Raw genomic sequence first — 25,302 nt, forward strand, 5'->3', positions numbered from 1 at the left:
ATGACGGGGCCGGGAAACCGACGGCACCTGATCCGCGGGGCTGCCGATGATCGGCGTGCTGGTGGGCAGGTTCTTGGACGTCTTCTCGGGTAAGGGGTGAAGTACTCCATTCCAGTGATGTGACATTTCGTGGCAACCTGTCAAACTTCAGGAGCGTCGAAGGGGGTACTCGAAGCACGAGGGGGATGAATGGGACAGGGGTTCTCGGTCGAGCCGGCGGCAGTGCGTGGTCTCGGCGACCTGGTCCTGCGGGCAGGCGCGGGTGCCGACACCTACCGGCAGTGGTTCGACCGTTTGGTCGGTGCGGGGAGCGGCAGCGAGGACAACTTCCTGTCGGTTGCCGGGTCGAAACTGGACGAGTGGCAAGACACGGCACTGATCCAGCTGCGCGCCTCGACCGATCTGGCTTCGGCCGCCGGTCACGAACTGCGCTGCGTGGCGCACTGGTACACCATGGTCGACGCGCGGGCGGCTGAGTTGCTGGACCGGATCAATCCGGAACCGGACGCCGCGCGGATCCCCGCGGACGAGGTCCGCGACCCGGCAGGGGCCACGTCGTTCCGCGACGCCGTCCCAGTGGGCTACGGAGGCCCTGACCCGGAACAGATCACCAACCCGGACTGGTGGCCGGTGAAGTGTGAGGAGGCGGCCGAGGACCTGCTCGATCTCGGTGGTTCTCTAGGCGATGTCGCCGAGTTGATCCAGATGCTCACCGGTTCCGACAAGGACTTCATCACCATGATCGCCGAGCTGATCGCCGGTGACTGGTCCGTGCTGCAGCAGCAGGCGGTGCTGTTCTCCGACGCAGCGGCGGGTCTCGACAACATCGCGGCCAACATCGACCAGGGCCGGTTCGGCATCCAGGATCCCTGGAGCGGGGAAGCCGCCGACCGGGCGAAGAACTGGCTGACCGGCTACCGGGCCAGTGTCGTCCAGCTGGCACAGTACTTCCGTGGCGCGAGCCTGGCGATCCAGGCGTTGGCGAAGCTCGCCTACCACCTGATGCAGGAGATCCGGCACGGCTACAGCGCGGCGATCGACATCGCGCTGATGATCCTCACGAAGGGAAAGAAGCTCGGGCTCGAAAGAGGGGTTCGGGTGGCCGAGGTGATCAGCGAGGCCCTGTCCGAGCTCGGCCGTCGCGGCAAGCTCATAGACGTCTTCAAGGACGGCGAGCTGAAGGACATCATTCAGCTGGTGCTGTCCTTCAGCGACCTCGTCGGGGCCATCCAGACCCTGATCAGCGCAGCGCTCGGACTGGCCCACCAGTTCGCGGGGGAAAGGGCGCTCGACGAACTGCTGGAAGCCATGAAAGCGATGGGCGATCCGCCACAGTGGCCGGAGAGCTATGAGCATCGGGACGCCGAGTGTCCCGCCAAGAACAAGCGGGTGCTGTTGTGACAGGAGAACGTGCGCTGACCGGCCCGTTTGACTCCGAGGAGGGGGAGCGGGCCCGGCGGACGACCATGCGGCTGCTGGCGGCGACAGGCGGTCCTGCGGGGGACTTCGCCGCGGAGGTGCTCGCCGGGCGACGGCAGCCACACGAATTGCTGGCCCACGGTCCGGTCCTGGACGAGTTCGTCGAGGAGGCGCGGGGCTGGTGGAAGCTCCTCGACGCGCTGCCCGCCGAGGAACGGGAACGGCTCGCCGCCGGTGCGTGGTCGTCCTTGGAACGGCAGGTCGGCGAAATGGCCACTTTGGATGCCGATACCGCAGTGGCCGACTTGGAGGAGCTGGCCACGCGGGCGCAGGCGCCGCCCGCACCGAGCCGACGACCTCGACCGCGCGACGACGAGGACGAAGACTGGGCCGACCGGTCTTATCTGGAGCCGCTCTGAACGGGCATCCAGAAGTCCATAGTGGATAGTCGGTTCAGCCGGGTGCTGCGGCCACGGACTGGTGCGGCTTGGCCTCCAGTGCGGCGGCGACGAACGACGCGACCAGCGGCCGGCGGTCCTGCTCGTTCCAGGCGAGCACGAGGCGGCTGGGCGGTGCGTCGACCACCGGGACGCACACCACGTCGGCCTTCATCGGTTCGATCAGCGAACGGGGCAGCACGCCGATCATCCGGCCCACCTTGATCATGTCGACCAGCTGGACCACGTCGGCGACCTCGGGGCCGGTTCCGTCGCCGCCGGGAACCCCCTTCCAGCGCGGCATCGACTCACCCTCCAGATCGGACATCCGCAGTGAGGTCCGGCCGGCCAGCCGGTGCCCGGGCGGAATGACGGCGACGCGGTGTTCGGCATACAGCGTCTCGTAGGCCAGTCCTTCGAGGTCGTCGAACGGCGAGTAAAGCAGTCCGACGTCCGCCCGGCCGTCGCGCAGGAAATCGGTGCGATCGGCGGGGCCGCTGAACAGGATGTCGACCTCGGAACGCGAGGACCTGGACACGCACCCAGAATGCCATTAACTGGCCCCTGGCGAGCGCAGGATCACGCATTTCACATCTGCGGGCGCAGTGTCCTGTGGCACCCGATTGTCGGTGACCACTAAATGTGGGTGATACCTGTGGGTATCACCCACGCCGCCCTTGTCGTTCGCGGGCGTGACGGCCTCGCATCGCAGGTCCACGCCCCTGTCAGGCCGGAACGAAACTACTTTCAGCAATCAGCGAGATAATGGTGTTCGGCCTGACATCAACATTCACGCCATACACTTTTTCCCGCTATAAGAGAAAAACCCGGAGTCGAATTTCGCCCCCGAGTGCTTTTCCTTATGGCCCACGGGAAGAATGCGACCAGGAGTGGCCGGAAATGGTTGGGCGGCATGCCGTTGAGTGACTCACTCCGGTTAGCTTCCGGGTCGCCCGACTGTCTACTGTGTAATTTCTGGGCCGTTTCCGGGCCATTTGACGTCCGGCCGCAACCGGTAGCAACCGGTCCTGACCAGCACAAAAAGCCAGTGCGACGGAAGGGGCGTTCAAAGCTCGCGCATGAGCCTCAACGCCCCCTCCGGGACCTACCTGACGAGCTGGCCGGTCAGGCCATCGGGGGCTGGTCGCGCCACCAGCGCTGGCCGGCTTCGGGCAGTGTGGAGATCGGGTCGTAGTACGGGTACTTGCGCTGCAAGGCCTCCGGGTCCTCGTGCTCGATCCCGGTGCGGTAGTTCTTGGTCCAGTAGGAGATGCCGAGCTCGCGGTCGTATTCGGCGAGCTGGTGGACCCAGCGCTTCCCGACGTAGGGGACGTCGCAGACGATCCGAGGAGTGGCGTAGCCCGGCAGATAACCCATGATCGCGTGCTGCAGTTCCTGTGCTTCCCAGACGGCGACGCGCCAGTGCTCGGCGTTCGGGATCATGTCGCACATGTAGAAGTAGTACGGCAGGATGTTCGCTTCGCCCTGCAGTGCGAAGCACAGGTCCAGCAGATCGGCGGGGGTCGCGTTGACGCCCTTCATCAGCACACCCTGGTTGCGCACGTCGCGGACGCCGACGTCGAGCGCGGTCCGGGCGGCTTCGGCGACCAGCGGGGTCACCGATTGTGCGTGGTTGACGTGGGTGTGGATCGCGAGGTTGACGCCGCGCCGCTGCGCGGTGCCGGCGACGCGCTCGAGGCCTTCGACGACCTTCGGCTGGATCCAGTGCTGCGGCAGGGCGGCGAGTGCCTTGGTGGCGAGCCGGATGTCGCGGACGGTGTCGATGTCCATCAGCCGCATCAGGAACGACTCCAGCTGCGGCCACGGCACGTTGGCGACGTCGCCGCCGGAGACCACGACATCACGCACGCCGGGGGTCTTCTTCAGGTACGCGATCATCGCGTCCTGGCGATCGACCGGCTTGAGCGAGAGCTTGTGCTTCTCGATCTGTTCGGTGGAGTTGCCGACCAGGTCCATCCGGGTGCAGTGCCCGCAGTACTGGGGGCAGGTGGAGATCATCTCGGCGAGGACCTTGGTGGGGTAGCGGTGGGTCAGCCCCTCCACGACCCACATCTCCGCCTCGTGCAGCGAGTCCCGCTCGGAATGCGGGTGACTCGGCCATTCGGTGTCACGGTCGCTGCGCACCGGGAGCATGTAGCGGCGGATCGGGTCGGCGTACCAGGCTTCGGTCACCTTCGCCGGGTCGGTGCCCGCGTTGGGCGCGATCGTGTTGATCATCTGCGGCGGCAGCAGCATCGACATCGTGGCCATCTCGCGCTGGTCGGCGAGCATGTCCTCGTAGAAGCGCTCCTCGAGCTGGTCGCCCATCAGGGCGCGCAGTTGCTTGGCGTTGCGGATGCAGTGCACTCGCTGCCACTGCGCGTCGCGCCACTCTGCCTCGGTCACGTCGTGCCAGCCGGGGAAGCGGCGCCAGTCGGGTTCGATCAGCTCGACTCGGGTGTAGTCGTAGGGCTGATCGTAGGCGGCCACCGGCGAGGTCGGTTCCTGGATCGCAGTCACTTGTACTCCTCGTCGTCGGAAACGCGTGAAAATATCCTGTCACATCGTTCGTACGACGTAAATATTCCTGTCGCGCTCGGTGTGTCGGGCGGACACTACCTCCGGCATCGGGCAGGCGCGAAGGTGTTCTGCGGCAGCAATCACGGCGGGCGGATCGGCCTTGGGAGGGAACGCTTCGGGCCGGGTCGATGGCGCGTTCTGACGACGGCTTGATCAACTCCCCGGCTCGGTTCACCGACCCTCACCACGTCGTGATCATCCGCAGGCTGCAAACTCGGGAGGGTGACGAACGCGCGAACCACGCTCCTGCTCGGCGGGCGTATCTACAGTCCTTCGGCTCCCGACGCCACCGCGATGGCGATCACCGACGGCACCGTCGTCTGGGTGGGACAGGACGGCCCGGCCAGGGCACTGCATCCCGACGCCGAACCGGTCGACCTCGACGGCGCCTTCGTCGCCCCCGCCTTCGTCGACGCGCACGTCCACGCCACCGCGACCGGCCTGCACCTCACCGGGCTGAACCTCGCGGGCATCCGCGGTGCCGGCGAACTGCTGGCCGCGGTCCGTGACGCCGTCCGCCCCGGACAGGTGCTGGTCGCGCACGGGTGGGACGAATCCCGCTGGGCCGACGGCAGGCTGCCCAGCCGCGCGGAGATCGACGAGGCGTCGAACGGTGCCCCGGTGTACCTGAGCCGGGTCGACGTCCACTCGGCGCTCGTCTCCAGCGCCCTCGTCGCACTCGCCACCGGCGTGCACGAGGCGCCGGGCTGGTCGGCCGACGGCCCGCTGACCCGCGACGCCCACCATCTCGTGCGCGCCGCGATGCGCGAGGCGATCACCCCGGACCAGCGCCGCGAGGCCCAGCGTGCGTTCCTCGCCGAAGCCGCCGCGCGAGGAGTCGTGAGCGTCCACGAATGCGCGGGCCCGGACATCTCCGGAGCCGAAGACCTCACCGACCTGCTCGCCCTCGCCTCCGGACCGGGACTGCCGGAGGTCGTCGGTTACTGGGGTGAACGCGGCGGGGTCGACACCGCCCGTGCGCTGGGTGCCAAGGGAGTCGCGGGCGACCTGTTCGTCGACGGCGCGCTCGGCTCCCGCACGGCTGCCCTGCACGAACCGTACGCCGATGCCCACGGCACCTCTGGGACGCTCTACCTCGACGCCGCCGCCATCGCCGAGCACATCAGCGCCTGCACCGAAGCCGGACTACAGGCCGGCTTCCACGTCATCGGCGACGCCGCCGTCGCCGAGGTCGTCGAAGGATTCCGCCTCGCGGAGAAGATCGTCGGAAGCCGGGCGCTGGCGGCCCGGCACCACCGGCTCGAACACGTCGAGATGATCGACGCCGACCAGGCGAAGGCGCTCGCGTCCTGGGGTGTTGTCGCATCGGTCCAGCCGCAGTTCGATGCGGAGTGGGGCGGTACGCGCGGCATGTACACCGACCGCCTCGGCGGCGAACGGGCCGCGAAGCTCAACCCCTTCGCCGCCATGGCCGCCGAAGGGCTTCTGCTCGCCTTCGGCTCCGACGCCCCCGTCACGCCTGTCGATCCATGGGCCACCGTCCGCGCCGGGACCTACCACCGCACTCCGGGCTCGGGACTGTCCGCTCGCGCGTCCTTCACCGCCCACACCCGCGCGGGACACCGCGCCGCCGGGGTCAACGACGGCGTCACCGGCAGCCTGGTCCCGGGCGCTCCCGCGCACTATGCGATCTGGGACGCCGAGGACCTGGTCGTCGCGACACCGGACTCGCGAGTGCAGCGCTGGTCCACCGACCCGCGCGCGGGCGTGCCCCCGCTGCCGAACCTGGAGGAGGGGGCCACGCTGCCCCGTTGTCTGCGCACGGTCCGCGACGGGCAGGTCATCCACGACGTGTTCACCCGGACGGCCTAGGGTTCAGGGGTGTCCTCGACCGTGACCGATCCGGATCCCGAAGCGGCGCCGCGGAAGCGGTTCTCCCGCGCCTGGCTCCTGCGTTTCCTCGTCGCCGTGGCGTCGGGTTTCACGCTGTACCTCAGTTTCGCGCCACGTCCGCTGTGGTGGCTCGCGCCGCTGGCCTTCACCGGCTTCGCCCTGGTGGTGCACGGACGCAGGTTCCGGGGCGCGTTCGGCTACGCGTTCGTGTTCGGGATGGGGTTCTTCCTGCCGCTGCTGACCTGGCTGCTGGACTTCCTCGGCCCGGACTTCGGCCCGTGGCCGTGGCTGGCGCTGTCGATGGCACTGTCGGTGTATCTAGGCTTCGGCGGCGCGTTCGCCACCGTGGTGTGGAGGCTGCCTCTCGGACCGCTGTGGGCGGCGCTGGTGATCATCGCGCTGGAGACGCCGCGCACCTGGTTCCCTTTCGGTGGCTTCCCGTGGGGTCGTGTGGCGTTCAGCCAACCGGAGGGCGCGTTCGTCTCGCTGGCCTCGGTCGGCGGTGCTCCGCTGGTCGGCCTCGCCGTCGTGCTGACCGGTTTCGGGCTCGCCGCGCTGTGCCTGCGGGTGAGGGGCGCCGATCCGCGGCGTTCCCTGGTGGCCATGTCGGCGCTGACGCTGGTGCCGGTGGTGGCGGGTCTGGCGGTGTGGCCGGCGATCGGCACCGAAGCCCAGGACGGCGAACTCACCGTCGCCACGGTGCAGGGCAACGCCCCGGACATCGGCCTGGCACTGGAGGGCCGCCGCGACGAACTCCGGAACAACCACCTCGCCGAGAGCGGCCGGCTGCTGGAAAAGCTGAAGGCGGGCAACACCAAGGTCGATCTGCTCATCTGGCCGGAGACTGCGATGGCCATGCGCACCGGCGACCCCGGCGTCGATCAGATGGTCCGCGACTACGGCACGCAGGCGATCATCGGCGCGCTGGTCCGGCTGCCCGACGGGAGCGCCCAGAACTCCGCGCTCGTCTGGGATCCGGTCGCCGGCCCCGGCCAGCGCTACGCCAAGCAGCAACTCGTCCCGTTCGGTGAGTACGTCCCGGCCCGTGAGGTCGCGAAGCTGGTGACGCCGTTCGTCGACAGCGTGGCGAACATGACACCTGGCAACGGCGCCAACGCCGCCCTGTCGGTCGCGGGCACCAAGGTCGGCGTCTTCATCTGCTACGAGACCGCGTTCGACTACCCGGCCCGGGAGTCGGTCGCCGACGGTGCGGAACTGCTCGTCGTGCCGACCAACAACGCCTGGTACGGACCGGGGGAGATGAGCTATCAGCAGCTGGCGATGTCGCGGCTGCGGGCGGTCGAGCACGGCCGTGCTGTGATCGTCTCCGCCACCAGCGGGGTCAGCGCGATCGTCGCGCCCGACGGTTCGATCACCGCATCCACCGGCTTGTTCACCGCAGATTCTCTAGTGGGGCGCGTACCGCTGAGGCAGCAGACTACGCTGTCGGATCTACTCGGTGTAACGACGGAGTACGGGCTGCTCGCCCTGGCGATCGCCGGGGTTACCGGCGGGTACGTGCTCCGTTTCCGCACCCGGCGCGCGAGCGCCGCCAAGGCAACGAGGGAAGCGGCGGGCTGACCCGCCGGAACACGGAGGAAAAGCGGATGGCGCAGGCGCCACGGGGGGCCCAGGGAATCGACCCGGTGCTGGTGGTGATCCCGACGTACAACGAACGGGACAACATCGGCCCGATCCTGGAACGTCTGCTCAAAGCACTTCCGGAGGTGAACGCCCTCGTCGTCGACGACGGCAGCCCGGACGGCACCGGCGACGTCGCCGACGAGCTCGCGAAGGCCGACGAGCGGATCCAGGTCATGCACCGGACCGAGAAGGCCGGACTGGGCGCCGCCTATGTCGCCGGATTCCGCTGGGGTCTTTCCCGCGACTACGCCACCATCGTCGAGATGGACGCCGACGGCTCGCACGCGCCGGAGGATCTGCCGCGGGTGCTGGCGGCCCTCGAGGACGCGGACCTGTCCATCGGCTCCCGGTACGTTCCCGGCGGCAGCACGGTGAACTGGCCGTTCCAGCGCAAGGCGCTGTCCTGGGTGGCGAACCTCTACGCGAGGATCGCGCTCGGCACGAAGATCAACGACATCACCGCGGGCTTCCGCGCGTACCGCCGCATGGTGCTGGAGAAGCTCCCGCTCGACGAGATCGCCTCGCGCGGTTACTGCTTCCAGATCGACCTCGCGTTCCGCACGGCGCTCGCCGGGTTCGAGGTGGTCGAGGTGCCGATCACCTTCACCGAACGTGAGGTCGGTCAGTCGAAGATGAGCGGTTCGGTCGTGCGCGAGGCGATCTTCCTGGTCGGCATGTGGGGGATCAAGCGTCGCTGGCAGCAGCTTCGCGGGCTGGCCAAGAAGGGCTGACGCCCAGCACGCTCACCCCGAGTTTCCCCAGTTCCTTCACCGTCGGTTCGTCCGGCGCCGCGTCGGTGATCACGCCCGCGACGTCGGACAGGGGCAGCACGGTGAACGGCGAGGCCGCGCCGATCTTCTCCGAACTGGCCAGCACGTAGGTGTCGGCGGCCCGTTTGGCGAGGGTGCGTTTCATCGCGGCCTCGTCCGAGTCCCCGGTGGTGAGCCCGGTCTCGGGGTGCACGCCGGTGACGCCGAGGAAGAACAGATCGGCGTTGACGCCTTCCGCCGCCTCCGCCGCGGCCGCTCCGCAGGTGACGGCGGAGTGTTTGAAGAGCCGTCCGCCGATCAGGAACACCTCGACCTTCGGATGCGTGACGAGCGCGGCCGCGACCGTGGGGCTGTGCGTGACGATCGTCGCTTCGAGATCGACGGGGAGCGCCTTCGCCAGCGCGAGCGCGGTCGTCCCGCCGTCGAGAACGACCGTCGATCCGAGCCGGATCAACGCTGCTGCACGTTTCGCGATCCGCTCCTTGCCCGCGACGCTGACCGCCATGCGCGTCGCGTAGTCCGCGGTGGCGGGGGAGACCGGCAAGGCTCCGCCGTAGACCCGCTGACAGAGTCCGGCGTCCGCGAGTTCTCGCAGGTCACGGCGGATACTGTCCTCTGATACGCCGAGTTCGGCGGCGAAGTCCTTGGCCACGATGCGGCCTTCGGTCTTGAGTCGTTCCATCAGCAGGTCTCGTCGCTGCGCAGCCAACACTTGCACGTTCCTCCTTGTTTCTGCCGATTGTTGCACAATATGCTCCAGCTTATGAGCAAACCTCTGATGATCCTCATCGCCGGACCGTTCCGCTCCGGAACCGGCGACGACCCCGCACTCCTCGCCCGCAACCTCGCCCGGCTCGAAGAGGTCGCCTGGCCGATCTTCCGCAGCGGGCACGTGCCGATGATCGGCGAGTGGGTCGCGCTCCCGGTGCTGCGCGGGGCGGGCGGGAAGACCGTCGCCGACCCGATCGCCAAGGAGGTCATGTACCCGACGGCCGACCGGCTGCTGCACCACTGCGATGCCGTCCTGCGGCTGCCGGGGGAATCCGCCGGCGCCGACCAGGACGTCGCCATCGCCCTGTCCCGTGGGCTCGACGTCTATCACCGTGTCGAGGACATCCCGGGGTATCGAGCCGCATAATGCGTAACGCGGACGAGTGTGACGTTTTCGGGGGAAGGTGAGTCGTGACCGGGCAGGTCTGCGGGATTTGTGAAAGCCCTCTGCCATCGAAGACCCGTGCGCGCGGGCGTACGGCGGTCTACTGCTCGGCCGCGTGCCGCCAGAAGGCCTACCGGTCACGGCGCAACCCCGAACCCGACGTGGATGCCCTCATCGCCGAGGTCGGCCGCGTGGCGAACAGACTGTCACCACGGCCCGCGGAGGCGTTCCTCACCGACCTCACCACACTCGACTCCGACGTGGGCAGGCTGCGACGTATCGCCCAACTGGCACTGCGGCCGAAAAGCGAAAACGTCACGCCGGCGCTCGTGACGGAAACCGTGGACGAGGTCGCCTTCGCCGGGAGGATCGAGCAGCACCAGCGAGAGTTGCGCGTGCACTGCTATCGCATGGTCGGGTCCTACGACGATGCGGAGGACCTCGTCCAGGAGACCTTTCTCCGAGCCTGGCGTGGCCGCGAAGGCTTCGAAGGCCGCGCGAGTTTCCGCGCCTGGCTCTACCGCATCGCCACCAACATCTGCCTGGACTTCCTGCGGCGCAACAAAAGGGTCCCGCGTCCGTACGACCCGCTGCCCGGCGTCGACCAGCAGGGCGAACCGCCCCAGTTCATGCCGTGGTTGCAACCGTTCCCTGACGACTCCGCCGAGATCGCCGAGACCAGGGAGACAATGGAGCTGGTCTTCCTGGCCGCCATCCAGCACCTCCCGCCGAAGCAGCGGGCCGTGGTGATCCTCAACGACGTCCTCGGCTGGAAGATCGCGGAGACCGCGGACCTGCTGGAGACCACCGTCGCGTCGGTCACCAGCGCGCTGCAGCGCGCCCGTCCCACCCTGCGCGAACGTCTGCCGGAACGCCGCGCCGACTGGGCACGGACCGTCCAACCGACGGAGGAGGAACAAGCGATCCTCCAGCGCTACATGGCCGCCGCCACCGGCAGCGGTGACAGCCGGGTCATGGCCGAACTGCTGCGAGAGGACGTGCTGGTCACCATGCCGCCGAACCCGCTGTGGTTCTCCGGTCGCGACGTCTTCCTCGACTTCGTCGGCAAGTCCCTCGACCCCGCCTCACCGGACTACTTCGGCGCATGGAAACACCTTCCCACCAGCGCGAACCGGCTCCCCGCGGCGGCCGGGTACGTCCGGCGCCCCGGCACACGGGTCTACCGGGCCCAGGTTCTCGACGTCCTGCGGATCGAGGACGGGAAGGTCGCGGAGATCACCGCTTTCGAACCGCACTTGTTCCCCGCGTTCGGCCTGCCGCTGACGATCACCTGACGACCGATGGGTTCCGCGCGTCTCCTTCGTCTCAACGGTCGACCGACCACGACGGAAGGAAAACCCATGAACCTCGAGAACAAGAACGCGGTCATCTACGGCGCCGGCGGAGCGATCGGCGGCGGTGTCGCCAGGGAGTTCGCCGCGCGCGGTGCCCGGGTCTTCCTCACCGGCCGTCACGAACCGGTGCTGACGAAGCTCGCCGACGACATCAAGGAAACCGGGGGACTGGCCGAAGTCTCCGTCGTCGACGCCCTGGACGAAACCGCGGTCGACGCGCACGCGGCGTCGGTCGTGGCCGAGGCCGGCGGCATCGACATCTCCCTCAACCTCGTCCCGCGCGGCGACGTCCAGGGCATTCCGCTCGTGGAGATGTCGGTCGAAGACTTCGTCCGCCCGATCACCACGGGCGTCACGACCAACTTCATCACCGCCCGCGCGGCCGCCCGGCACATGATCACGCGAGGCTCCGGCGTCATCCTGGCTCTGGACAGCGGCTCCGCTCAGGGCAGCCCGATGATGGGCGCGACCGGCTCGATCGACGCCGCGCTCGACACCTACATCCGCAACCTCGCCGTCGAGATCGGACCGCGCGGCGTCCGCGCGCTCGGTGTCTGGGTCGCGGGAATCCCGGAGACCTTCACGCCCGAGAAGCTCTCCGCCGTCAACGACCGGCTGCCGTCGGGCCCGGAGGCGATGGAGAACGTCCTCGCCGCCCTCACCGAGGCACGGCTGACCAAACGTTCACCGCGTCTCGCCGAAGTCGCCCGCACGCTGGCGTTCCTCGCCTCCGACGACGCCATGGGGATCACCGGCACCTTCGTCAACGTGACCAGCATGTTCCCCAGCTGACCGGGTCGCCTGAAGTTCCGCCAGCACCGCCCGGATCGCCGGACTGGCTTCGGCGCTGCGGCGCCACGCCGCGTGCACCTCGCGCGTCGGCGGGCGCCGCAGCGGCCTGGCGACGAGCCCTCCGGCCAAGGGCGGGCGCGCCAGCCGCGGGATCAACGCGACGACCTCGCCCGAGGCGACCAGCGACAACTGCGTGGAGAAATCGTCCACCAGGTGCCGCACGTCGGGCTCTTCCGGCAAGCCTGCGAACAGGCGCCGGAACCACTGGTGGCAGACCGTGCCCGGCGGACTGGTCACCCACGCGTGCCCGCGCAGGTCCGCGCTCTCCAGCGGCGGCTCGGCTCGCGCCAGCGGATGGGTCTCGGTCATGACTACGTCACCGAGGTCGGTGTGCACCAGGCGCCGGGACAAGGCGGGGGACAACGGGACAGGCAGGCCATCGGCGTCATGCAGGAGCGCGAGGTCCGCCGTCCCGGCCTCGACACTGTGCAAGGCCTGGTCGGGATCCTGCTCCGTGATCCGCAGGCGAAGGTCGGGATAACGCGTCAGCAGCCGCGGGTGGACGGGGGCGAGCAGCCCGCGGATACCCGTCGAGAACGCGGCCACCCGCAGGACACCGCGAGGCGCGCCCTCCGCGACCGACTGAGCGGCCTCGGCGCACCGCTCGAGCGCCTGGAACACCGCCAGCGAGGAATCGACGACGGCTTGCCCCGCGGGAGTGAGCACGACGCCGCGTCCCGCCGGAGCGAGTACGGGCATCCCGATCTGGCGTTCCAGTCGCTTGATCTGCTGCGACACGGCGGAGGCCGTGAACCCCAGTTCGTCCGCCGCCCGCGCCAACGTCCCCAGCGCGGCCACCGACCGCAGTGCCCGCAGGGCTCCGACCTCGATCATGAAGCCAGGCTACGCAATACCGGCCAAAAACCATCGCTGGACCACAGGTATCGGTGCCGACAGGATCGACCGCATGACCGAATCGCTCTTCGGCACCAACCTCGTCGCCATGGTCACCCCGATGGAACCCGGTGGCGCGCTCAGCGAACCCGGCCTCACCGGCTTGGTCGACCACCTGCTGACCACCGGCTGCGACGGCATCGTCGTCGGCGGGACCACCGGCGAGTCACCCACCCTGACCGACACCGAAGCCGCCCGGCTCATCCGCACCGTGGCGACCAGCGCCGGAAACCGCGCACGCGTGATCGCCGGCGTCGGCACCTACGACACCGCCGCCTGCATCCGACGCGCGAAGGAAGCCGCGGCTGCCGGCGCCGACGCGCTCCTGCTTGTCTGCCCTTACTACTCCAAGCCGACACAGGCCGGAATCGTGGCGCACTGCCAGGCCGTGGCCGACGCCACAGACCTGCCCGTGATGCTCTACGACGTCCCGGCCCGCACCGGGACCGCCATGGAAGCGGCAACCCTGATCGAACTCGCCCGCCACCCCAGGATCCGGGCCGTGAAGGACGCCAAAGGCGACCTGTTCGAAGCGATGTCCGTCATGGCGCGCACCCCACTGGCCTACTACTGCGGCATCGACGAGCTCAACCTGCCCTACCTCGCCGCCGGCGCCACCGGCCTGGTCAGCGTCGTGGGAAACGCCTTCGCCGACCGCAACACCGCACTCATCGCCGCCGTGCGCGGGGGAGACCTCGACACCGCGCGATCTCTCAACGCCGCGCTGCTTCCACTGGTGCAGGCCGTCATGCGCACCTCACAGGGAGCGATCATGGCGAAGGCCGCACTGGCCGACCTCGGTGTCATCCCGCATGCGACGGTCCGGCTTCCGCTGCTCGAATCGCCGTCCGAGCACCTGCGGCGGCTTCGCGACGCCTTGGCGCCGCTCGTCTCCGGCCTGATCCCGGCCTGACACCCCGGAGACACGGCGAAGCCCCCGCGGAGGGAAATCGCGGGGGCTTCGCCGGTTCGTGGTGGGGCTAGCTACTTGTGCCGTGCGTCAGGCGGACCGGGTGGTCCTGCGTCCTTTCAGCTCGGCGAGACGTTCGTTGAGCAGATCTTCGAGCTCCGGGATGGAACGGCGCTCCAGGAGCATGTCCCAGTGCGTCCTCGGGGGCTTGACCTTCTTCTGCTCCGGCTGCCCGCCGTCCACGATCTCGGACTCGCTGCCGTGCAGCCTGCACTCCCACACCGAGGGGATCTCGGCGTCGTCGGAGAAGGGCACCTCGAACTCGTGGTTCTTGGGGCAGGCGTAGCGCACGGTGCGGCGAGGCGCGAGGTCGTGGTTGCGGTCGGTCTCGTAGCTGACCGCTCCCAGCCGGCTTCCACGGAGAACACGGTCGGCCATGATGGGGGTCCTTTCAGTCAGCTCCGGGTGGAGCCAGGGTGATGCTCACCCTATGCAACGACGGAGGGGGCCAGAGGATTCCCTGAACACCATGTCCTTGCTCACGATGAGCTGTGTCACCCGGTGGCAACAGCTTCTCCTAGTAGGAGTGATTTCGCGCTCTGGCGTGACGTCAATACGGCCATCTTGGTGCGGATATCCCCCAGATGGGCTAGTAGTACGCCTGTCACGTCAATCGTAACTGACCGTGTTGGCCCGAGGAGGGCCCCAAGTCACCCAGTCGAAAGTGCCGACGGCACAATACCTGATAACGGACCGTGTTCGGTTCACCCTGGGACCGTGATGCCTGTGAAGTTTCAACTACGAACTGCTCGGTGTCCGCCACCACCACGGTGTCCCCGGCTCGCAAAACCTCACCGTCGGACACTCGCGCGTTGAACCGCCCCGTCTGCCCGCACCAGCACAACACCTCGACCTGAACCGGCTGCAACTCGTCCGCCAGCTCGAACAACCGCGCGGCACCGGGGAACAGCACACTCCGGAAATCCGTCGCGATTCCGAAGCAGTACACGTCGATCTGGACGTCATCGGCCAGTTCGGCCAGCTGATCCACCTGGTCAGGCGACAAGAACTGCGCCTCGTCGACGATCAGATAGTCCACGTGCCGTCCCGCCGCCCACTGCTCACGCACCAGCAACCGCAGATCGGTCTCGTTCCCCACCTCGATCGCCTTGCGCGTCAACCCGATCCGGCTGGTGATCTGCGGCTCCCCGGACCGGTCGTGTCGCACCAGCACCATCCCGCGACGACCCTGCCGCGCATGGTTGTGGTCGATCTGCAACGCCAGCGTCGACTTCCCGCAGTCCATCGGCCCGTAGCAGAACTTCAACTTTCCGACGACCGGCACACCCCGCCGTGAACCCGCCACCGGCACCGACGACAACGCGTCCGTGGGATCCGGGCCACTCTCCTTCAGTACGGTCACGACGGTCGACCCTATCGGCACCCTCCGCCCTCACAGCACCGCCGGTGGTCGGTTGCCCGCCGCCTCGATCGCCCGGCGCACCGGCACCAGCCACACGAACACGAAACCGAGCACGAAGAAGATCACCAACGCGATGATCGCCCATCGGAACGAGCCGGTGATCTGCCCGACCGCCGCGAAGAGCAGGGGACCCAGCCACGAAGTACCCCGCTCACCGACCACGTACAGCGAGAAGTACTGCGCATCCTTTCCCTCGGGGATCATCTGCCCGAACAACGACCGCGACAACGCGTTCGTCCCGCCCAGCACCAGCCCGATCCCCACCGCCACCGCGTAGAACTGCAGCGGTTGACCGGCCTCGATGAAGAAGGCGAAGGTCAGCACGACCACCCAGGCCACCAGACTGCCCAAGATTGTCTTCTTCGCCCCGATCCGGGCCGCGATCGCACCGTGGATCATCGCCCCGGCGTACGCCAGGAACTGGATCACCAGGATCGTGACGATCAGCACCTGGGTGCTGTACTTCAGCTCGTCCTTGCCGTACTGCGCCGACACCGCCACCACCGTCGTGATCCCGTCGGTGAAGATCAGGTAGCTGCCGAGGAACGCCAGCGTCAGGGGATAGGCCCTCGCTTCCTTGATCGTCTGCTTCAGCTCCTTGAACCCGGCCGTCAGCACCGACAGGCCACGCTCGGCCGACTTCGGCACATGAGTCTGGGGGAGTGCCCGCACCGCCGGGACCGTGAACACCGCCCACCAGATCCCCGACGTCAGGAAGCAGATCTGGATCGCCAGGCCTTCGCTCACCCCGAAGAAGTCGTGCCCCATGAAGAAGCCCAGCTGCAACGCCAGCGCCAGACCACCACCGAGATAACCGAACGCCCAGCCCTTCGACGACACCGCGTCCCGCTCGTCCGGCTCCGCGATGTCCACCAGGAACGAGTAGTAGACGACCAGCGCACCGCCGTAACCGATGTTCGCCAGGATGAACGTCCAGACACCGATCTCCCAGTTCGTCCCCGCGATGAAGAACATCAGCGCCGACGCCACCGCGCCCAGGAACGCGAACCCGCCGAGGATCCGCCGCTTGTGCCTGCTCCGGTCCGCGATCGCGCCGGCGATCGGCAGAACCAGCACCTGCGTCACCGTCGCGATCGACAGCAGATACCCCCACAGCGAACCCGCCGGGAAGTGCAGCCCGAACAACGAGACGTCGCAGCTCTGCAGGGTGCTCGAAGCTCCACTCGAATCGGTACACGGCCTGTCCCCGTTAAGGGTGAAATTCGTCTTCGCGTCCGCGGACGCGATCTCACTCAAATAGAGCGCTCCGAAGACGGTGATCACCGACGAATAGAACGGCGAATTGGCCCAGTCGTAGAGGTACCAAGCCCGCCACACCCGCTTGCGTTCACGGGTCACGGCCACCGTCATGCACTGCTCCTGAAGTCGAGAACGTCGAGGTCAGCGGGAGACTACTGGTGATCACACCGCCCTGTCCGGCACGAGGCCGGACCGTGTTCGTTTCGACGCTGGACGAACCCTTCCCGGACACCTTCCCGACCGTCGTCGGCGTGTCGCTGCCACGATCCCCGTGTGTTTCGTGTGAGGCTGGAGTGCAATCTGTGACTCTTGTGAAGCAAGTGTCCGGTATTTACTGTTCCGCCCATGAGGACCCATCGCCTTCGCACAGCACACCGCGTAGTGGCGAGAACGCTCCTGCTCGCCCTCGCCGTGACGGGCCTGCAGCTCGCCACCACCGGATCCGCCGCAGCGGATCCCCACGGCTCCCACTGGGCCAAGCTCCGCATGTGTGAATCGAGCGGGCGCTACAACATCAACACCGGCAACGGCTACTACGGCGCCTACCAGTTCGACCTGCCCACCTGGCGCAGCGTCGGCGGCACCGGCCGACCGGACCAGGCCAGCCCACGCGAACAGGACTACCGGGCCCTCTACCTCTACCGCATGCGCGGCTGGCAACCCTGGGAATGCGCCGGCAAACTCGGCTTCCGCAACGACAGCGACGGCCGCAGCAAACGTGTCCCGTCCTACGCCGACTCCGCCTACATCGGCGGGGGAGGACAGCCCGCCCCGCCGCCTCCGCCCAAGCCGAATCCCAACCCGCCCGCTCCGCCCGGCGGCCCCAAACCCGACTGGCCCGGCGTCGTCTACGCCTACGGCGACTGCGCGGCACCGCTCAAGCAGTTCCAGCTACGGATGAACGCCTTCGGCTACGGCTTCACCGGAACAGGCTGCTATTACGACAAAACCCGCGAAGCCGTGCTCGCCCTCCAGCGAGCCAACGGCATCAACGACTCAGGCCGGCTCGGACCCAAGACCTGGGACGCCGCCTGGAACGGCAAACCACCCCGGTAACCCACCCGCCATTGGTCACCTACTTGCGCTGTCGTCGCAAGTAGGTGACCAATGGCGGATCAAGAGGGCCAGGAACCCCGCTCCCGAAGCACCTCACGCAGCAGATCCGGCCGATCCGTCACGATCCCGTGCACCCCCAGATCCAGCAAGAGCCGCATCTCCGCCGGATCGTCCACCGTCCACGTGTGCACCTCGAAACCCCCGCGCGTCGCCTGCCGCAGGAACGCCCGGTCCACCACCTTCAACCGCCCCTGCCGCACCGGCACCTGCGCCATCGCACCCCGCGACAAAGCACGCAGGGAAACCAGCGGCAGGAACCCGTTCGCCCACATCACCGCCACCGAACGCGGTCCCATCGCCGTCAGCAGCTTCGGCCCCGCCAGCTTCCGGATCCGCGCCAGCCTCGCATCGGAGAACGACGCCGCCGCGACCCGGTCATGCGCGCCGGTCCGCTCGATCGTCCGCACGAAGGGCTCCACCGCCTCGTTCGACTTCACATCGATGTTGAACCGCGCCTCGGGCAGCTCCTCGAGGACGTCCTCGAGCCGCGACAACGGCGCACGACCCCCGACCTTCACCGTCCGCAGCTGGGCCCACGTCTGCCGGGAGATCAACCCCGCACCGTCCGTCGTCCGGTCCAAGGACGCGTCATGATGAACGACCACCACGCCATCCGACGTCGCGTGCACATCCGTTTCGAGATAGCGGTAACCCTCCGCCACCGCCTGCTGAAAGGCCGGCAACGAGTTCTCCAGTCCTTCCAGGTCACCGAGGTGCCAGCCCCGATGGGCGAAGGCACGCGGGAGCGGGTCGGCGAGGTACGGAAACAGTGTCGGCACCCCACTAGTGTGCACTTCGGTCCTGGCCGCGGCATGATCGCCGGATGGCCAGCTAGGGTCTGACCCGTGAGGGAAGTGGCCGAACACCCGAAGACGTCCGCCGAAGAGGTGTCCGAGTTACGCCGTGCGGGCGCACCCAAACACTGCGGCTGGTGCGGCCGACGACTCGAACAAGGCGGCAACGTCGGCAGGCGCCGCCGCTACTGTGGGCAATCCTGTCGCCAGCGGGCCTACGAACGCCGCACCGCCCTCCAGCGCAGCGGCCTCCCCGAAGACGCCGTCGTCCTCTCCGACACCGAGATCGCCACCCTGCAGGACAGGCTCTTCCAACTCCGCTGCGCCGCCGAAGACGTCGTCACCGCGGCCGACGACGGCGCTTCCGTCGCCGAACTCCGCAGCCTCGCCGGCGAAATCGCCCAAGCCGCCAAGGACCTCGAACAGCTCCGCTGACCTACACGATCCCGTCCAGCGCCCGGTACGTCCGGTTGCTCGCGGCCGCCGCCCGCTGCTCACGACCGGTCGCCTCGATGTAGTTCTGACTGGTCGCCAGGCTCGCGTGCCCCAGCAGCGCCATGATCTCCGACGCCGTCGCGCCGTCCTCCGCCAGCCGCGTCGCGAAGGTGTGTCGCAACGCGTGGAGGTTCGCTCCGACCGGCACGCGGTCGTGCAGTCCCGCCCACCGGTAGCAGGATTTGACCAGGTACTCCAGCGCGCCGCGGCCGATCGGCTCGCCGGCACGATCCCGGAGAAGGGGAGTGGAGGGCCCGAATCGCTGCTGCGGGAACCGACGGCGACACGAGGCCAGGTACTCCTCGATGATCTTCTCCATGATCGGCTGCACCGGGATCGATCGGTCCCGACTTCCTTTGCCATGGACGTGCAACCGCATCTCGCCCTGACGACCGACCAGCGATCGCGCCGTCAGCGCCCTCATCTCCGCGGCACGCAGTCCGGCGACCAGCCCGAGCGCGATCACCAGGACGTCCCGCTCCGGCCAGGGGTCCCGCGCCCGGCGCGAACCATCGGCGGCCGCCGCGAGCAACTGCTCCGGGGTTTCCTCGCCCCGCAACGGTTTCGGCGTCAACGGTGGCGCCTTCGGCCGGGCGACCGCGCCCATCGGATTGCCCGCGAGCAGCCCGTCGGACACGCAAAAGGTCAGGAACTGGTTCCAGGTCGACCATGCGCGTAGAACCGAACTCTTCGCGTGGGTGTCCGCGAAGGCACCGAAGGCGCTACGGAGCGCTTGGGCAGTGAGCATCTCGACTGTGAGGTCGTCAGGGGAGCGGTCCAGTTCGCGGAGCAGCAGAGCGGTGATGCCGGCGAGGTCGCGGCGGTAGGCGTCCGTGGTGTGAGGAGAATCCTTACGGGGACGACGTGCGGCGAAAAAGGCTTGCTGTGCCTCGGAAACCCTCATGAGCATCTTGTACCGCATGGCACCGACAGTCTTACACTGGGTTATATTCCGTTTCATGCATAATAGCGATTATGCATGAAACGGAGCGATGAATCCGGAAACTCCCTCGCGGGGGACCTTGACTCGCTCGCCGCTCCCAGATGTGTCCCGAAGGGTTGTTTCCGGTGTTTTTCGTCTTGAATGACCCGTTCTGGACGCGTGGACCACCAGGAGATCCCAAGACGTCAAGGTAGCCACCCAGCCAGGTCGCCCAGTGAGATCAGTCGAGATTGATGCCTCCATTGATCGACGACACCCAAGGCGGCTGGATTGATTCGTCACAGTGACGTATTGAGGCCGAGTGATCGGTCATCCGTTTCATGTCCCCGGGGGTGACTTTGCGGCCCTCCAGGGCCTCAAGGCCGAGTGAGTCAGGATGGACCGAAGGGAGCCAAGCCCGCGTCCGATGCGGCGAAGAGAGCTTTCCCTGTGTGGCATGCGACGAAAGGTCACTTTGACCTGCGCCAGAGACCCCTCTCGGCGCTCGTCGTCCAGGTCGATCAAAATGCCGATAATGTACATTATGTCAAGTAACAGCCGTGAGCGTCTTCCCTCCTGGGTTGCTTGACTGAGGGACCTGCCGTGTCGCGCTATGGTCGTCTCTGGAAGCCGAATCTGGGGGTTGCGGAAATGTCCGAGAGCACCGCTGTGCGTGTTGATCCGACCAACGAGCGGATGTTGAAGGCGTGGGACGGTGACGACGGCGCGCTTTGGGCGAAGCGCGCGCAGCGGTTCAACGACGGTGTCGCGGCTTATCGCGACACGTTCTTCGCCGCTGCCGATATCCGGCCGGCGGACAACGTTCTCGACGTCGGCTGCGGTGCGGGTCAGACGACGCTGGACGCGGCGCGGCTGGCCGTTGATGGTTCCGCGCTGGGTGTCGACCTCTCCAGCGAGATGCTCGGTGTCGCTCGCCGGCTCGCCGAGCAGGAACGTGTTCCCAACGTCTCTTTCGAACAGGTGGACGCGCAGGTCCATCCGTTCGCCGAGGCGCGGTTCGACGTGGTGATCAGCAGGCACGGATCGATGTTCTTCGGTACTCCCCTGGCCGCGTTCGCCAATCTGGCCAGGGCGACCCGGCCCGGCGGCCGTCTGGTCCTGCTGACCTGGCAACCGTTGCGGCTCAACGAATGGATCACCACCTTCCGGACGATCTTCGCGGCCGGTCGTGAGGTGCCGTCCTCGGATCCCGCGCTGAGCGACCAGCTCGAGATCGAAGAGCTGTTGAACTCAGCCGGGTACACCGACGTCCGGTGCACCGCGGTGAACAAGCCGATGTACTTCGGTCAGGATGTCGACGATGCGGCCGACTTCATCGTCGAGCAGCACGGTGGGCGGTTGAGCGACCTGGACGAGGCCAGGCGTGCCGCGGCCATCGAGGATTTGCGTGCCGACCTCGCCGAGCACCAGGCCGACCGAGGCGTTTTCTATGGCTCGGCGGCCTGGCTCATCGAGGCTCGGCGTCCTTGAGCTACTGCTTACGGGCGATCAGGTATGCCTGTGGCGTTTTTTCGAATTCCTCGGAAGGCTCACGGACGAGGGTGGAGATCACGCTGAATCCGGTCTCCCCCAGTTGCGTGGTGATCTTCTCAGGCGACAGGCGGTAGGCGTCACAGGAGATGTCGTGTCCGTACGCGTGCTCGATGTGGCGCACTTCGTCGCCTACCTGGAAGGCCACCAGCAGATGGCCGCCCGGGGCGAGGATCCGGTTGAAGTCGGCGAAGATCTCCGGAAGTCGCTCCCGTGGCGTGTGGATGATCGAGTACCACGCCACGACGCCGGCCAGTGCATCGTCCTCAAAGGACAAACCGGGCATCTCCCCGATCTGGAAGTCCAAATGCGGGTACCACTTCCGGGCGACGGCGACCATTCCCGGGGAAAGGTCGACGCCGTGGATGTCGAGCCCCAGGTTGTGGAGGTGCTCGGTGATGCGGCCGGGTCCACAGCCGATTTCGGCGACGCGGCCGCCGCCGGCGGCCTGTACGAGTTCGGCGTACGTGCCGAGCATGGCTCTGTCCCAGGTGGATCCGGCGAGGTGATCGCGGAGGAGTTCGGCGTAGTCGGCCGCGACCGTGTCGTAGGCGGTGCGGGTCGTTTGGAGGTAGTCGGTCACGGCGGCGACCCTATCCCCTGGCTCCGACAACAATCGTCGCGTACAGCTCGTCGTCGGTGATCACTTCGGGGGTCAACCCGTTGTGCGCCATGGCTTCCGCGGTGCTCGCGGCCTGGCTTTCCCCGGTTTCTATCAGCAGGTGCCCGCCGGGTGCGAGCCATTGTGGTGCTTCGGCGGCGACGCGGCGGTGGACGTCGACGCCGTCGTGCCCGCCGTCGAGTGCGACGCGGGGTTCGTGGTCGCGCGCTTCGGGCGGCATCATCGCGATGGCGTCGGTGGGGACGTACGGGGCGTTGACGACCAGGATGTCGACAGCGCCTCGTAGCGCCGCGGGAAGTGGTGTGCAGAGGTCGCCTTCGAAGACCTCTCCCCCGGCTCGGGCGACGTTGGTGCGGGCGCAGCGGACGGCGGCGGGTTCGATGTCGGCCGCGTAGAGCCGGATTTCGCCGAGTTCGGCGGCGATGGCGGCGCCGAGTGCGCCGGTACCGCAGCAGAGGTCGAGGACGACCGCCCCCGGTCCGGCGAGGGCGACTGCGTGGCGGACGAGGAGTTCGGATCGTTGCCGTGGCACGAAGACGCCGGGTTCGACGACGATGCGGAGTCCGTGGAACTCCGCCCAGCCGAGAATGACTTCGAGTGGTTCGCCGTCGATGCGGCGTTGGACCATGGTGTCGAGGTCGGCAAGGGTGCGGGCTTCGGCGGTGAGGAGCCGGGCTTCGTCTTCGGCGAAGACGCACCCCGCCGCCCGGAGCCTGTCGATGATGGTCACTTGTCCCGCAGTCTGGCGAGGATTCCGTCGAGGGCCTGGCGGACGGTGTCGGGAACGCCGCTGGTGCGCAGTTCGGTGAGGAATTGTTCGTTGAGGCCGCCGGGGGTCATGTGCTTGCCGGTGAGGGTTTCGAGGGAGCCGCTCTGCTCCAGCAGGGAGTGGCCGAGCTGACCGAAGATGTGGCTGGTGAAGGTGGTCGCCGTGGTGTCCTCGATGCCCTGCTCGGTCATCCAGGCGGCGATGGTGCCGAGATAGTCCAGGTGGGCGGCGAAGGTGGCCGTGGCGCCGCTGAAGACGTCGAGATCCTTCTCCGCGGCGGGGACGACGCTGCCGCCGATGCTGTCGAAGAGGGCTCGGGCTCGGGGGTTGTCGGGGTACATCGCGGTGAGGCTTTGGCGGCGTGCGGCCGGGGGCAGCGGGATGCTCCGGACGACCTCGCCCGCGGGGGCCGCCCAGTCGCGCAGTCGAGCGAGCGGGACGCCGGCGAGAGCGCTGATCAGGACGTGGTCGGGCCGGAAGGTGAGGTCCCGGAGGACTTCTTCGGCGATCGGCGGGCGGACGGCGAGGACGATCGTCGTGGCGCTGTCGGCGACGGCTTGGTTGCTGTCACGGACTTCGACGTTGGCGAAGCGGGCCGAGAGTTCTTGTCCGACGCTGCGGCTGCGGGGTGAGAGGAAGATCGAGGGCGGGTCGGCGATGTCCTTGCTGAGGCCTTCGACGATGGCGGCGGTGATCTCGCCGGCGCCGATGAATCCGTATTCCATGGTCAGGCTCCCGTGTGGCCGTCGACGCGTTCGCGGATGAGGTCGGCGTGGCCGTTGTGGCGGGCGTATTCGCCGATCATGTGGACGTAGAGCATGCGCAGCGAGAACGGGTTCCCGCCGAGGTCGAAGGTCGAAGGTGTCGTCGAGGGATCCTCCGGCGGCGGCTTCGTCGGCCAGCCGGATCTCTTCGAGGAGGATGTCGTACGCCTCCTCGGCTTTGGCGGCGTCGAGGACTTCGAAGTCGTGGTCCTTGCCGAGGGCGGGGTCGTAGAGGGGTTCGATGTCCTGAGCGGCGTAGCGCAGGCGGAACCAGAAGCGTTCGACCTTGGCGAGGTGACGGATGAGGCCGAGGAGGGTCATGTTCGACGGCGGGACCGACGCCTGGGCGAGTTGTTCTCCAGTGAGGCCGGCGAGTTTGTGGAGGAAGGTGCTGCGGTGCCAGGCCAGCAGGGAGGGCAGGAGGATCCGCTCGTCGGCGGCGGTGTCGCCGGACGGTCGGGTCACCTCGGGGGCGGTCCATGTCATAGCGGCGATCATGCCATCGGGTGACGTGGGATTCGTGGTGCGCCTGCTGGGGTGAGCGGGGTCACTTGGGGCGGGCTGAATCCTTTTGTGGGGTGCCCGGCTCTTGTAAGGGCCGGGACAAGCTCGGTGCGGGAGGAGGTTGTCGTGGAGGCCGATTGGCCGAGGGACTCGTTGATCGTCGCGGCACAGGGCGGCGACGCGTCCGCCATCGCCGCTTTGGTCTCGGGTTCCCATCCGCATGTGCAGCGGTTCGCGCGGTCGCTGTGTGCCTCGCCGGAGGATGCGGAGGATTCGGCGCAGGAAGCGCTGATCATCCTGTATCGGAAGATCGGCACACTGCGAGCCACCGGCGCGCTTGCGTCGTGGATGTTCCGGATCGTGCGCAACGAATGCCTCCGGCGGGCGCGCCGGACGTTGCGTGGTGACGATCTGGCGAATTCCGTCGTGATGGTGTCGGCCGAGGAAGACGCCTTGGATCGGCTCGAGGCGCAACGGGTGGCCGCGGCGATCGCCGAGTTGCCCGCTGATCAGCGTCGCGTGTTGATCATGCGTGACATCCAGGGCCATTCGGGCCGGGCGGTCGCCGACGCGCTCGGTCTGAGCACGGCCGCGATGAAGTCCCGGCTGCATCGCGCGCGGGCGACGGTCCGGGCCTTTCTCGACAACCCCGCTTCCTGATCTTCGTTCCACTTTTTCTTGAGGAGTCTTCATGCTCGAAATCGGTTCCACGGTCCCTGATGTCGTTCTGGAGGACACGGCCGGGCAGGTCGTCCGGCTTTCGGATCACCGCGGTACGGACAACGTGCTGATCTATTTCATGCGTTCGACCACGTGTCCTGTCTGCAACAGCCATGTGAAGGACCTCGTGGGGCGGGCCGGGGAGTTGGCCGCCGCGAATGTGCGTGTGCTGGTCGCCGTCCCCGAGGGCAGGGCGGAGGCCAAAGCGTGGCGAGCGAAGCGCGGGGTGCCGTTCCGGGTGGTCACCGGTCGGAGTGGTACGCCGCATGAGGCCTTCGGGTTGGCGAAGAAGATGTTGCAGCAGTCGGGCAGCGTGCTGATCGACCGGGGCGGTGTGGTCCGCCATGCCCACGCGGCGACCATGCCGACCGGCGCTTATGACAAGAAGGGCATCGTCAAGGCCGTCGAGGAGCTCGCCAGGGTGCGTTGAC

26 protein-coding genes and 1 pseudogene are annotated in these 25,302 nt (G+C 67.7%); 14 read left to right on the forward strand and 13 right to left on the reverse strand.

What is annotated here, in order from left to right; translation table 11 throughout:
- Positions 1 to 189: 189 nt before the first annotated feature.
- Together H074_RS32655 and H074_RS32660 are read left to right on the forward strand one after the other, a co-directional pair.
- Entirely contained in the window at positions 190 to 1,401 is a 1,212-nt protein-coding gene (locus H074_RS32655; RefSeq protein WP_007034366.1) for a hypothetical protein, read from the forward strand.
- Positions 1,398 to 1,838: a hypothetical protein gene (locus tag H074_RS32660; protein WP_235096933.1), complete on the forward strand. Its 441-nt coding sequence runs from the start codon at positions 1,398 to 1,400 to the stop codon at positions 1,836 to 1,838. The genes H074_RS32655 and H074_RS32660 overlap by 4 nt, the downstream gene beginning before the upstream one ends.
- Before the next feature lie 34 nt (positions 1,839 to 1,872).
- On the opposite strand, the gene H074_RS32665 is transcribed toward H074_RS32660, so the two are convergent.
- Together H074_RS32665 and H074_RS32670 are read right to left on the reverse strand one after the other, a co-directional pair.
- Positions 1,873 to 2,394 (reverse strand): LysR substrate-binding domain-containing protein, encoded by a 522-nt coding sequence (locus tag H074_RS32665; protein WP_007034368.1) that lies wholly within the window; start codon positions 2,392 to 2,394, stop codon positions 1,873 to 1,875.
- A 587-nt stretch (positions 2,395 to 2,981) separates the two neighbouring features.
- Positions 2,982 to 4,376, reverse strand: a complete 1,395-nt coding sequence (locus tag H074_RS32670; protein ID WP_007034369.1) for a KamA family radical SAM protein — start codon at positions 4,374 to 4,376, stop codon at positions 2,982 to 2,984.
- 282 nt (positions 4,377 to 4,658) lie between these two features.
- Between H074_RS32670 and H074_RS32675 the strand changes: the two genes are divergently transcribed.
- Genes H074_RS32675 through H074_RS32685 form a run of 3 tightly spaced genes read left to right on the forward strand, consistent with a single transcriptional unit; the run spans position 4,659 to position 8,665 of the window.
- On the forward strand, positions 4,659 to 6,269 hold the full coding sequence (locus H074_RS32675; protein ID WP_007034370.1) for an amidohydrolase: 1,611 nt from the start codon (positions 4,659 to 4,661) through the stop codon (positions 6,267 to 6,269).
- Between the two features lie 9 nt (positions 6,270 to 6,278).
- Positions 6,279 to 7,871, forward strand: a complete 1,593-nt coding sequence (lnt, locus tag H074_RS32680; RefSeq protein ID WP_007034371.1) for an apolipoprotein N-acyltransferase — start codon at positions 6,279 to 6,281, stop codon at positions 7,869 to 7,871.
- Positions 7,872 to 7,897: 26 nt separating this feature from the next.
- Positions 7,898 to 8,665 (forward strand): polyprenol monophosphomannose synthase, encoded by a 768-nt coding sequence (locus H074_RS32685; RefSeq protein ID WP_007034372.1) that lies wholly within the window; start codon positions 7,898 to 7,900, stop codon positions 8,663 to 8,665.
- On the opposite strand, the gene H074_RS32690 is transcribed toward H074_RS32685, so the two are convergent.
- On the reverse strand, positions 8,619 to 9,416 hold the full coding sequence (locus tag H074_RS32690) for a DeoR/GlpR family DNA-binding transcription regulator (protein ID WP_039923905.1): 798 nt from the start codon (positions 9,414 to 9,416) through the stop codon (positions 8,619 to 8,621). The two genes, H074_RS32685 and H074_RS32690, sit on opposite strands and share 47 nt — an antisense overlap.
- Before the next feature lie 51 nt (positions 9,417 to 9,467).
- Here H074_RS32690 and H074_RS32695 point away from each other — a divergent pair, with 51 nt between their 5' ends.
- The 3 genes from H074_RS32695 (at position 9,468) to H074_RS32705 (ending at position 12,007) form a co-directional block, all read left to right on the forward strand.
- Positions 9,468 to 9,842, forward strand: a complete 375-nt coding sequence (locus tag H074_RS32695) for a hypothetical protein (protein ID WP_007034374.1) — start codon at positions 9,468 to 9,470, stop codon at positions 9,840 to 9,842.
- 44 nt (positions 9,843 to 9,886) lie between these two features.
- Positions 9,887 to 11,155, forward strand: a complete 1,269-nt coding sequence (locus H074_RS32700; RefSeq protein ID WP_007034375.1) for an RNA polymerase subunit sigma-70 — start codon at positions 9,887 to 9,889, stop codon at positions 11,153 to 11,155.
- 66 nt (positions 11,156 to 11,221) lie between these two features.
- The gene (locus tag H074_RS32705) at positions 11,222 to 12,007 is read left to right on the forward strand and encodes an SDR family NAD(P)-dependent oxidoreductase (protein WP_007034376.1); all 786 of its coding nucleotides are present in this window, start codon (positions 11,222 to 11,224) and stop codon (positions 12,005 to 12,007) included.
- Here H074_RS32705 and H074_RS32710 read toward each other — a convergent pair.
- Positions 11,900 to 12,901, reverse strand: coding sequence for a LysR family transcriptional regulator (locus H074_RS32710; protein WP_007034377.1), 1,002 nt, complete (start codon positions 12,899 to 12,901; stop codon positions 11,900 to 11,902). The two genes, H074_RS32705 and H074_RS32710, sit on opposite strands and share 108 nt — an antisense overlap.
- 73 nt (positions 12,902 to 12,974) lie before the next feature.
- Between H074_RS32710 and dapA the strand changes: the two genes are divergently transcribed.
- Entirely contained in the window at positions 12,975 to 13,874 is a 900-nt protein-coding gene (gene dapA, locus H074_RS32715) for a 4-hydroxy-tetrahydrodipicolinate synthase (protein WP_007034378.1), read from the forward strand.
- A gap of 87 nt (positions 13,875 to 13,961) precedes the next feature.
- On the opposite strand, the gene H074_RS32720 is transcribed toward dapA, so the two are convergent.
- From H074_RS32720 to H074_RS32730, 3 genes are all read right to left on the reverse strand, one after another.
- A complete protein-coding gene (locus tag H074_RS32720; protein WP_005151365.1) occupies positions 13,962 to 14,309 on the reverse strand; it encodes an RNA polymerase-binding protein RbpA in 348 nt (115 codons plus the stop codon).
- 226 nt (positions 14,310 to 14,535) lie between these two features.
- On the reverse strand, positions 14,536 to 15,294 hold the full coding sequence (locus H074_RS32725; protein ID WP_007034379.1) for a thymidine kinase: 759 nt from the start codon (positions 15,292 to 15,294) through the stop codon (positions 14,536 to 14,538).
- Between the two features lie 30 nt (positions 15,295 to 15,324).
- Entirely contained in the window at positions 15,325 to 16,725 is a 1,401-nt protein-coding gene (locus tag H074_RS32730) for an MFS transporter (RefSeq protein WP_007034380.1), read from the reverse strand.
- Between the two features lie 270 nt (positions 16,726 to 16,995).
- Between H074_RS32730 and H074_RS32735 the strand changes: the two genes are divergently transcribed.
- The gene (locus H074_RS32735; protein ID WP_007034381.1) at positions 16,996 to 17,670 is read left to right on the forward strand and encodes a transglycosylase family protein; all 675 of its coding nucleotides are present in this window, start codon (positions 16,996 to 16,998) and stop codon (positions 17,668 to 17,670) included.
- A gap of 59 nt (positions 17,671 to 17,729) precedes the next feature.
- Here H074_RS32735 and H074_RS32740 read toward each other — a convergent pair whose 3' ends face one another.
- Positions 17,730 to 18,509: a glycerophosphodiester phosphodiesterase family protein gene (locus tag H074_RS32740; RefSeq protein ID WP_007034382.1), complete on the reverse strand. Its 780-nt coding sequence runs from the start codon at positions 18,507 to 18,509 to the stop codon at positions 17,730 to 17,732.
- A gap of 66 nt (positions 18,510 to 18,575) precedes the next feature.
- On the opposite strand from H074_RS32740, the gene H074_RS32745 reads away from it, so the two are divergent.
- Positions 18,576 to 18,959 (forward strand): hypothetical protein, encoded by a 384-nt coding sequence (locus H074_RS32745; RefSeq protein ID WP_007034383.1) that lies wholly within the window; start codon positions 18,576 to 18,578, stop codon positions 18,957 to 18,959.
- Position 18,960: 1 nt separating this feature from the next.
- Here the strand turns inward: H074_RS32745 and H074_RS32750 are convergent, their stop codons facing one another.
- Complete coding sequence (locus H074_RS32750) at positions 18,961 to 19,941, reverse strand: tyrosine-type recombinase/integrase (protein ID WP_007034384.1); 981 nt, start codon at positions 19,939 to 19,941, stop codon at positions 18,961 to 18,963.
- Between the two features lie 651 nt (positions 19,942 to 20,592).
- On the opposite strand from H074_RS32750, the gene H074_RS32755 reads away from it, so the two are divergent.
- Complete coding sequence (locus H074_RS32755; protein WP_007034385.1) at positions 20,593 to 21,432, forward strand: class I SAM-dependent methyltransferase; 840 nt, start codon at positions 20,593 to 20,595, stop codon at positions 21,430 to 21,432.
- Position 21,433: 1 nt separating this feature from the next.
- Here the strand turns inward: H074_RS32755 and H074_RS32760 are convergent, their stop codons facing one another.
- The 4 genes and pseudogenes from H074_RS32760 to H074_RS42290 form a co-directional block, all read right to left on the reverse strand.
- Positions 21,434 to 22,075, reverse strand: coding sequence for a class I SAM-dependent DNA methyltransferase (locus H074_RS32760; protein WP_007034386.1), 642 nt, complete (start codon positions 22,073 to 22,075; stop codon positions 21,434 to 21,436).
- A gap of 10 nt (positions 22,076 to 22,085) precedes the next feature.
- Complete coding sequence (locus H074_RS32765) at positions 22,086 to 22,844, reverse strand: putative protein N(5)-glutamine methyltransferase (RefSeq protein WP_007034387.1); 759 nt, start codon at positions 22,842 to 22,844, stop codon at positions 22,086 to 22,088.
- Positions 22,841 to 23,608 (reverse strand): NAD(P)-binding domain-containing protein, encoded by a 768-nt coding sequence (locus H074_RS32770; protein ID WP_039923908.1) that lies wholly within the window; start codon positions 23,606 to 23,608, stop codon positions 22,841 to 22,843. Before H074_RS32770 ends, H074_RS32765 begins: the two co-directional genes overlap by 4 nt.
- Before the next feature lie 165 nt (positions 23,609 to 23,773).
- Positions 23,774 to 24,373: pseudogene (locus H074_RS42290) on the reverse strand (mycothiol transferase); the annotation flags it as partial.
- On the opposite strand from H074_RS42290, the gene H074_RS32780 reads away from it, so the two are divergent.
- Positions 24,278 to 24,811, forward strand: coding sequence for an RNA polymerase sigma factor (locus H074_RS32780; protein ID WP_007034389.1), 534 nt, complete (start codon positions 24,278 to 24,280; stop codon positions 24,809 to 24,811). The pseudogene H074_RS42290 and the gene H074_RS32780 sit on opposite strands and share 96 nt — an antisense overlap.
- A 31-nt stretch (positions 24,812 to 24,842) precedes the next feature.
- On the forward strand, positions 24,843 to 25,301 hold the full coding sequence (locus H074_RS32785) for a peroxiredoxin family protein (protein WP_007034390.1): 459 nt from the start codon (positions 24,843 to 24,845) through the stop codon (positions 25,299 to 25,301).
- Position 25,302: the final 1 nt, after the last annotated feature.

The organism is Amycolatopsis decaplanina DSM 44594, from assembly GCF_000342005.1.
Taxonomy (GTDB): domain Bacteria; phylum Actinomycetota; class Actinomycetes; order Mycobacteriales; family Pseudonocardiaceae; genus Amycolatopsis; species Amycolatopsis decaplanina.

Excerpts from the sequence above, each read along its gene's own strand:
- H074_RS32710 (WP_007034377.1), bottom strand. The coding sequence starts at position 12,901 with ATGATCGAGGTCGGAGCCCTGCGGGCACTGCGGTCGGTGGCCGCGCTG.
- dapA (WP_007034378.1), top strand. The coding sequence starts at position 12,975 with ATGACCGAATCGCTCTTCGGCACCAACCTCGTCGCCATGGTCACCCCG.
- H074_RS32770 (WP_039923908.1), bottom strand. The coding sequence starts at position 23,608 with ATGGAATACGGATTCATCGGCGCCGGCGAGATCACCGCCGCCATCGTC.
- H074_RS32755 (WP_007034385.1), top strand. The coding sequence starts at position 20,593 with ATGTCCGAGAGCACCGCTGTGCGTGTTGATCCGACCAACGAGCGGATG.
- H074_RS32655 (WP_007034366.1), top strand. The coding sequence starts at position 190 with ATGGGACAGGGGTTCTCGGTCGAGCCGGCGGCAGTGCGTGGTCTCGGC.
- H074_RS32705 (WP_007034376.1), top strand. The coding sequence starts at position 11,222 with ATGAACCTCGAGAACAAGAACGCGGTCATCTACGGCGCCGGCGGAGCG.
- H074_RS32730 (WP_007034380.1), bottom strand. The coding sequence starts at position 16,725 with ATGACGGTGGCCGTGACCCGTGAACGCAAGCGGGTGTGGCGGGCTTGG.
- H074_RS32685 (WP_007034372.1), top strand. The coding sequence starts at position 7,898 with ATGGCGCAGGCGCCACGGGGGGCCCAGGGAATCGACCCGGTGCTGGTG.
- H074_RS32695 (WP_007034374.1), top strand. The coding sequence starts at position 9,468 with ATGAGCAAACCTCTGATGATCCTCATCGCCGGACCGTTCCGCTCCGGA.
- H074_RS32785 (WP_007034390.1), top strand. The coding sequence starts at position 24,843 with ATGCTCGAAATCGGTTCCACGGTCCCTGATGTCGTTCTGGAGGACACG.
- H074_RS32750 (WP_007034384.1), bottom strand. The coding sequence starts at position 19,941 with ATGCGGTACAAGATGCTCATGAGGGTTTCCGAGGCACAGCAAGCCTTT.
- H074_RS32720 (WP_005151365.1), bottom strand. The coding sequence starts at position 14,309 with ATGGCCGACCGTGTTCTCCGTGGAAGCCGGCTGGGAGCGGTCAGCTAC.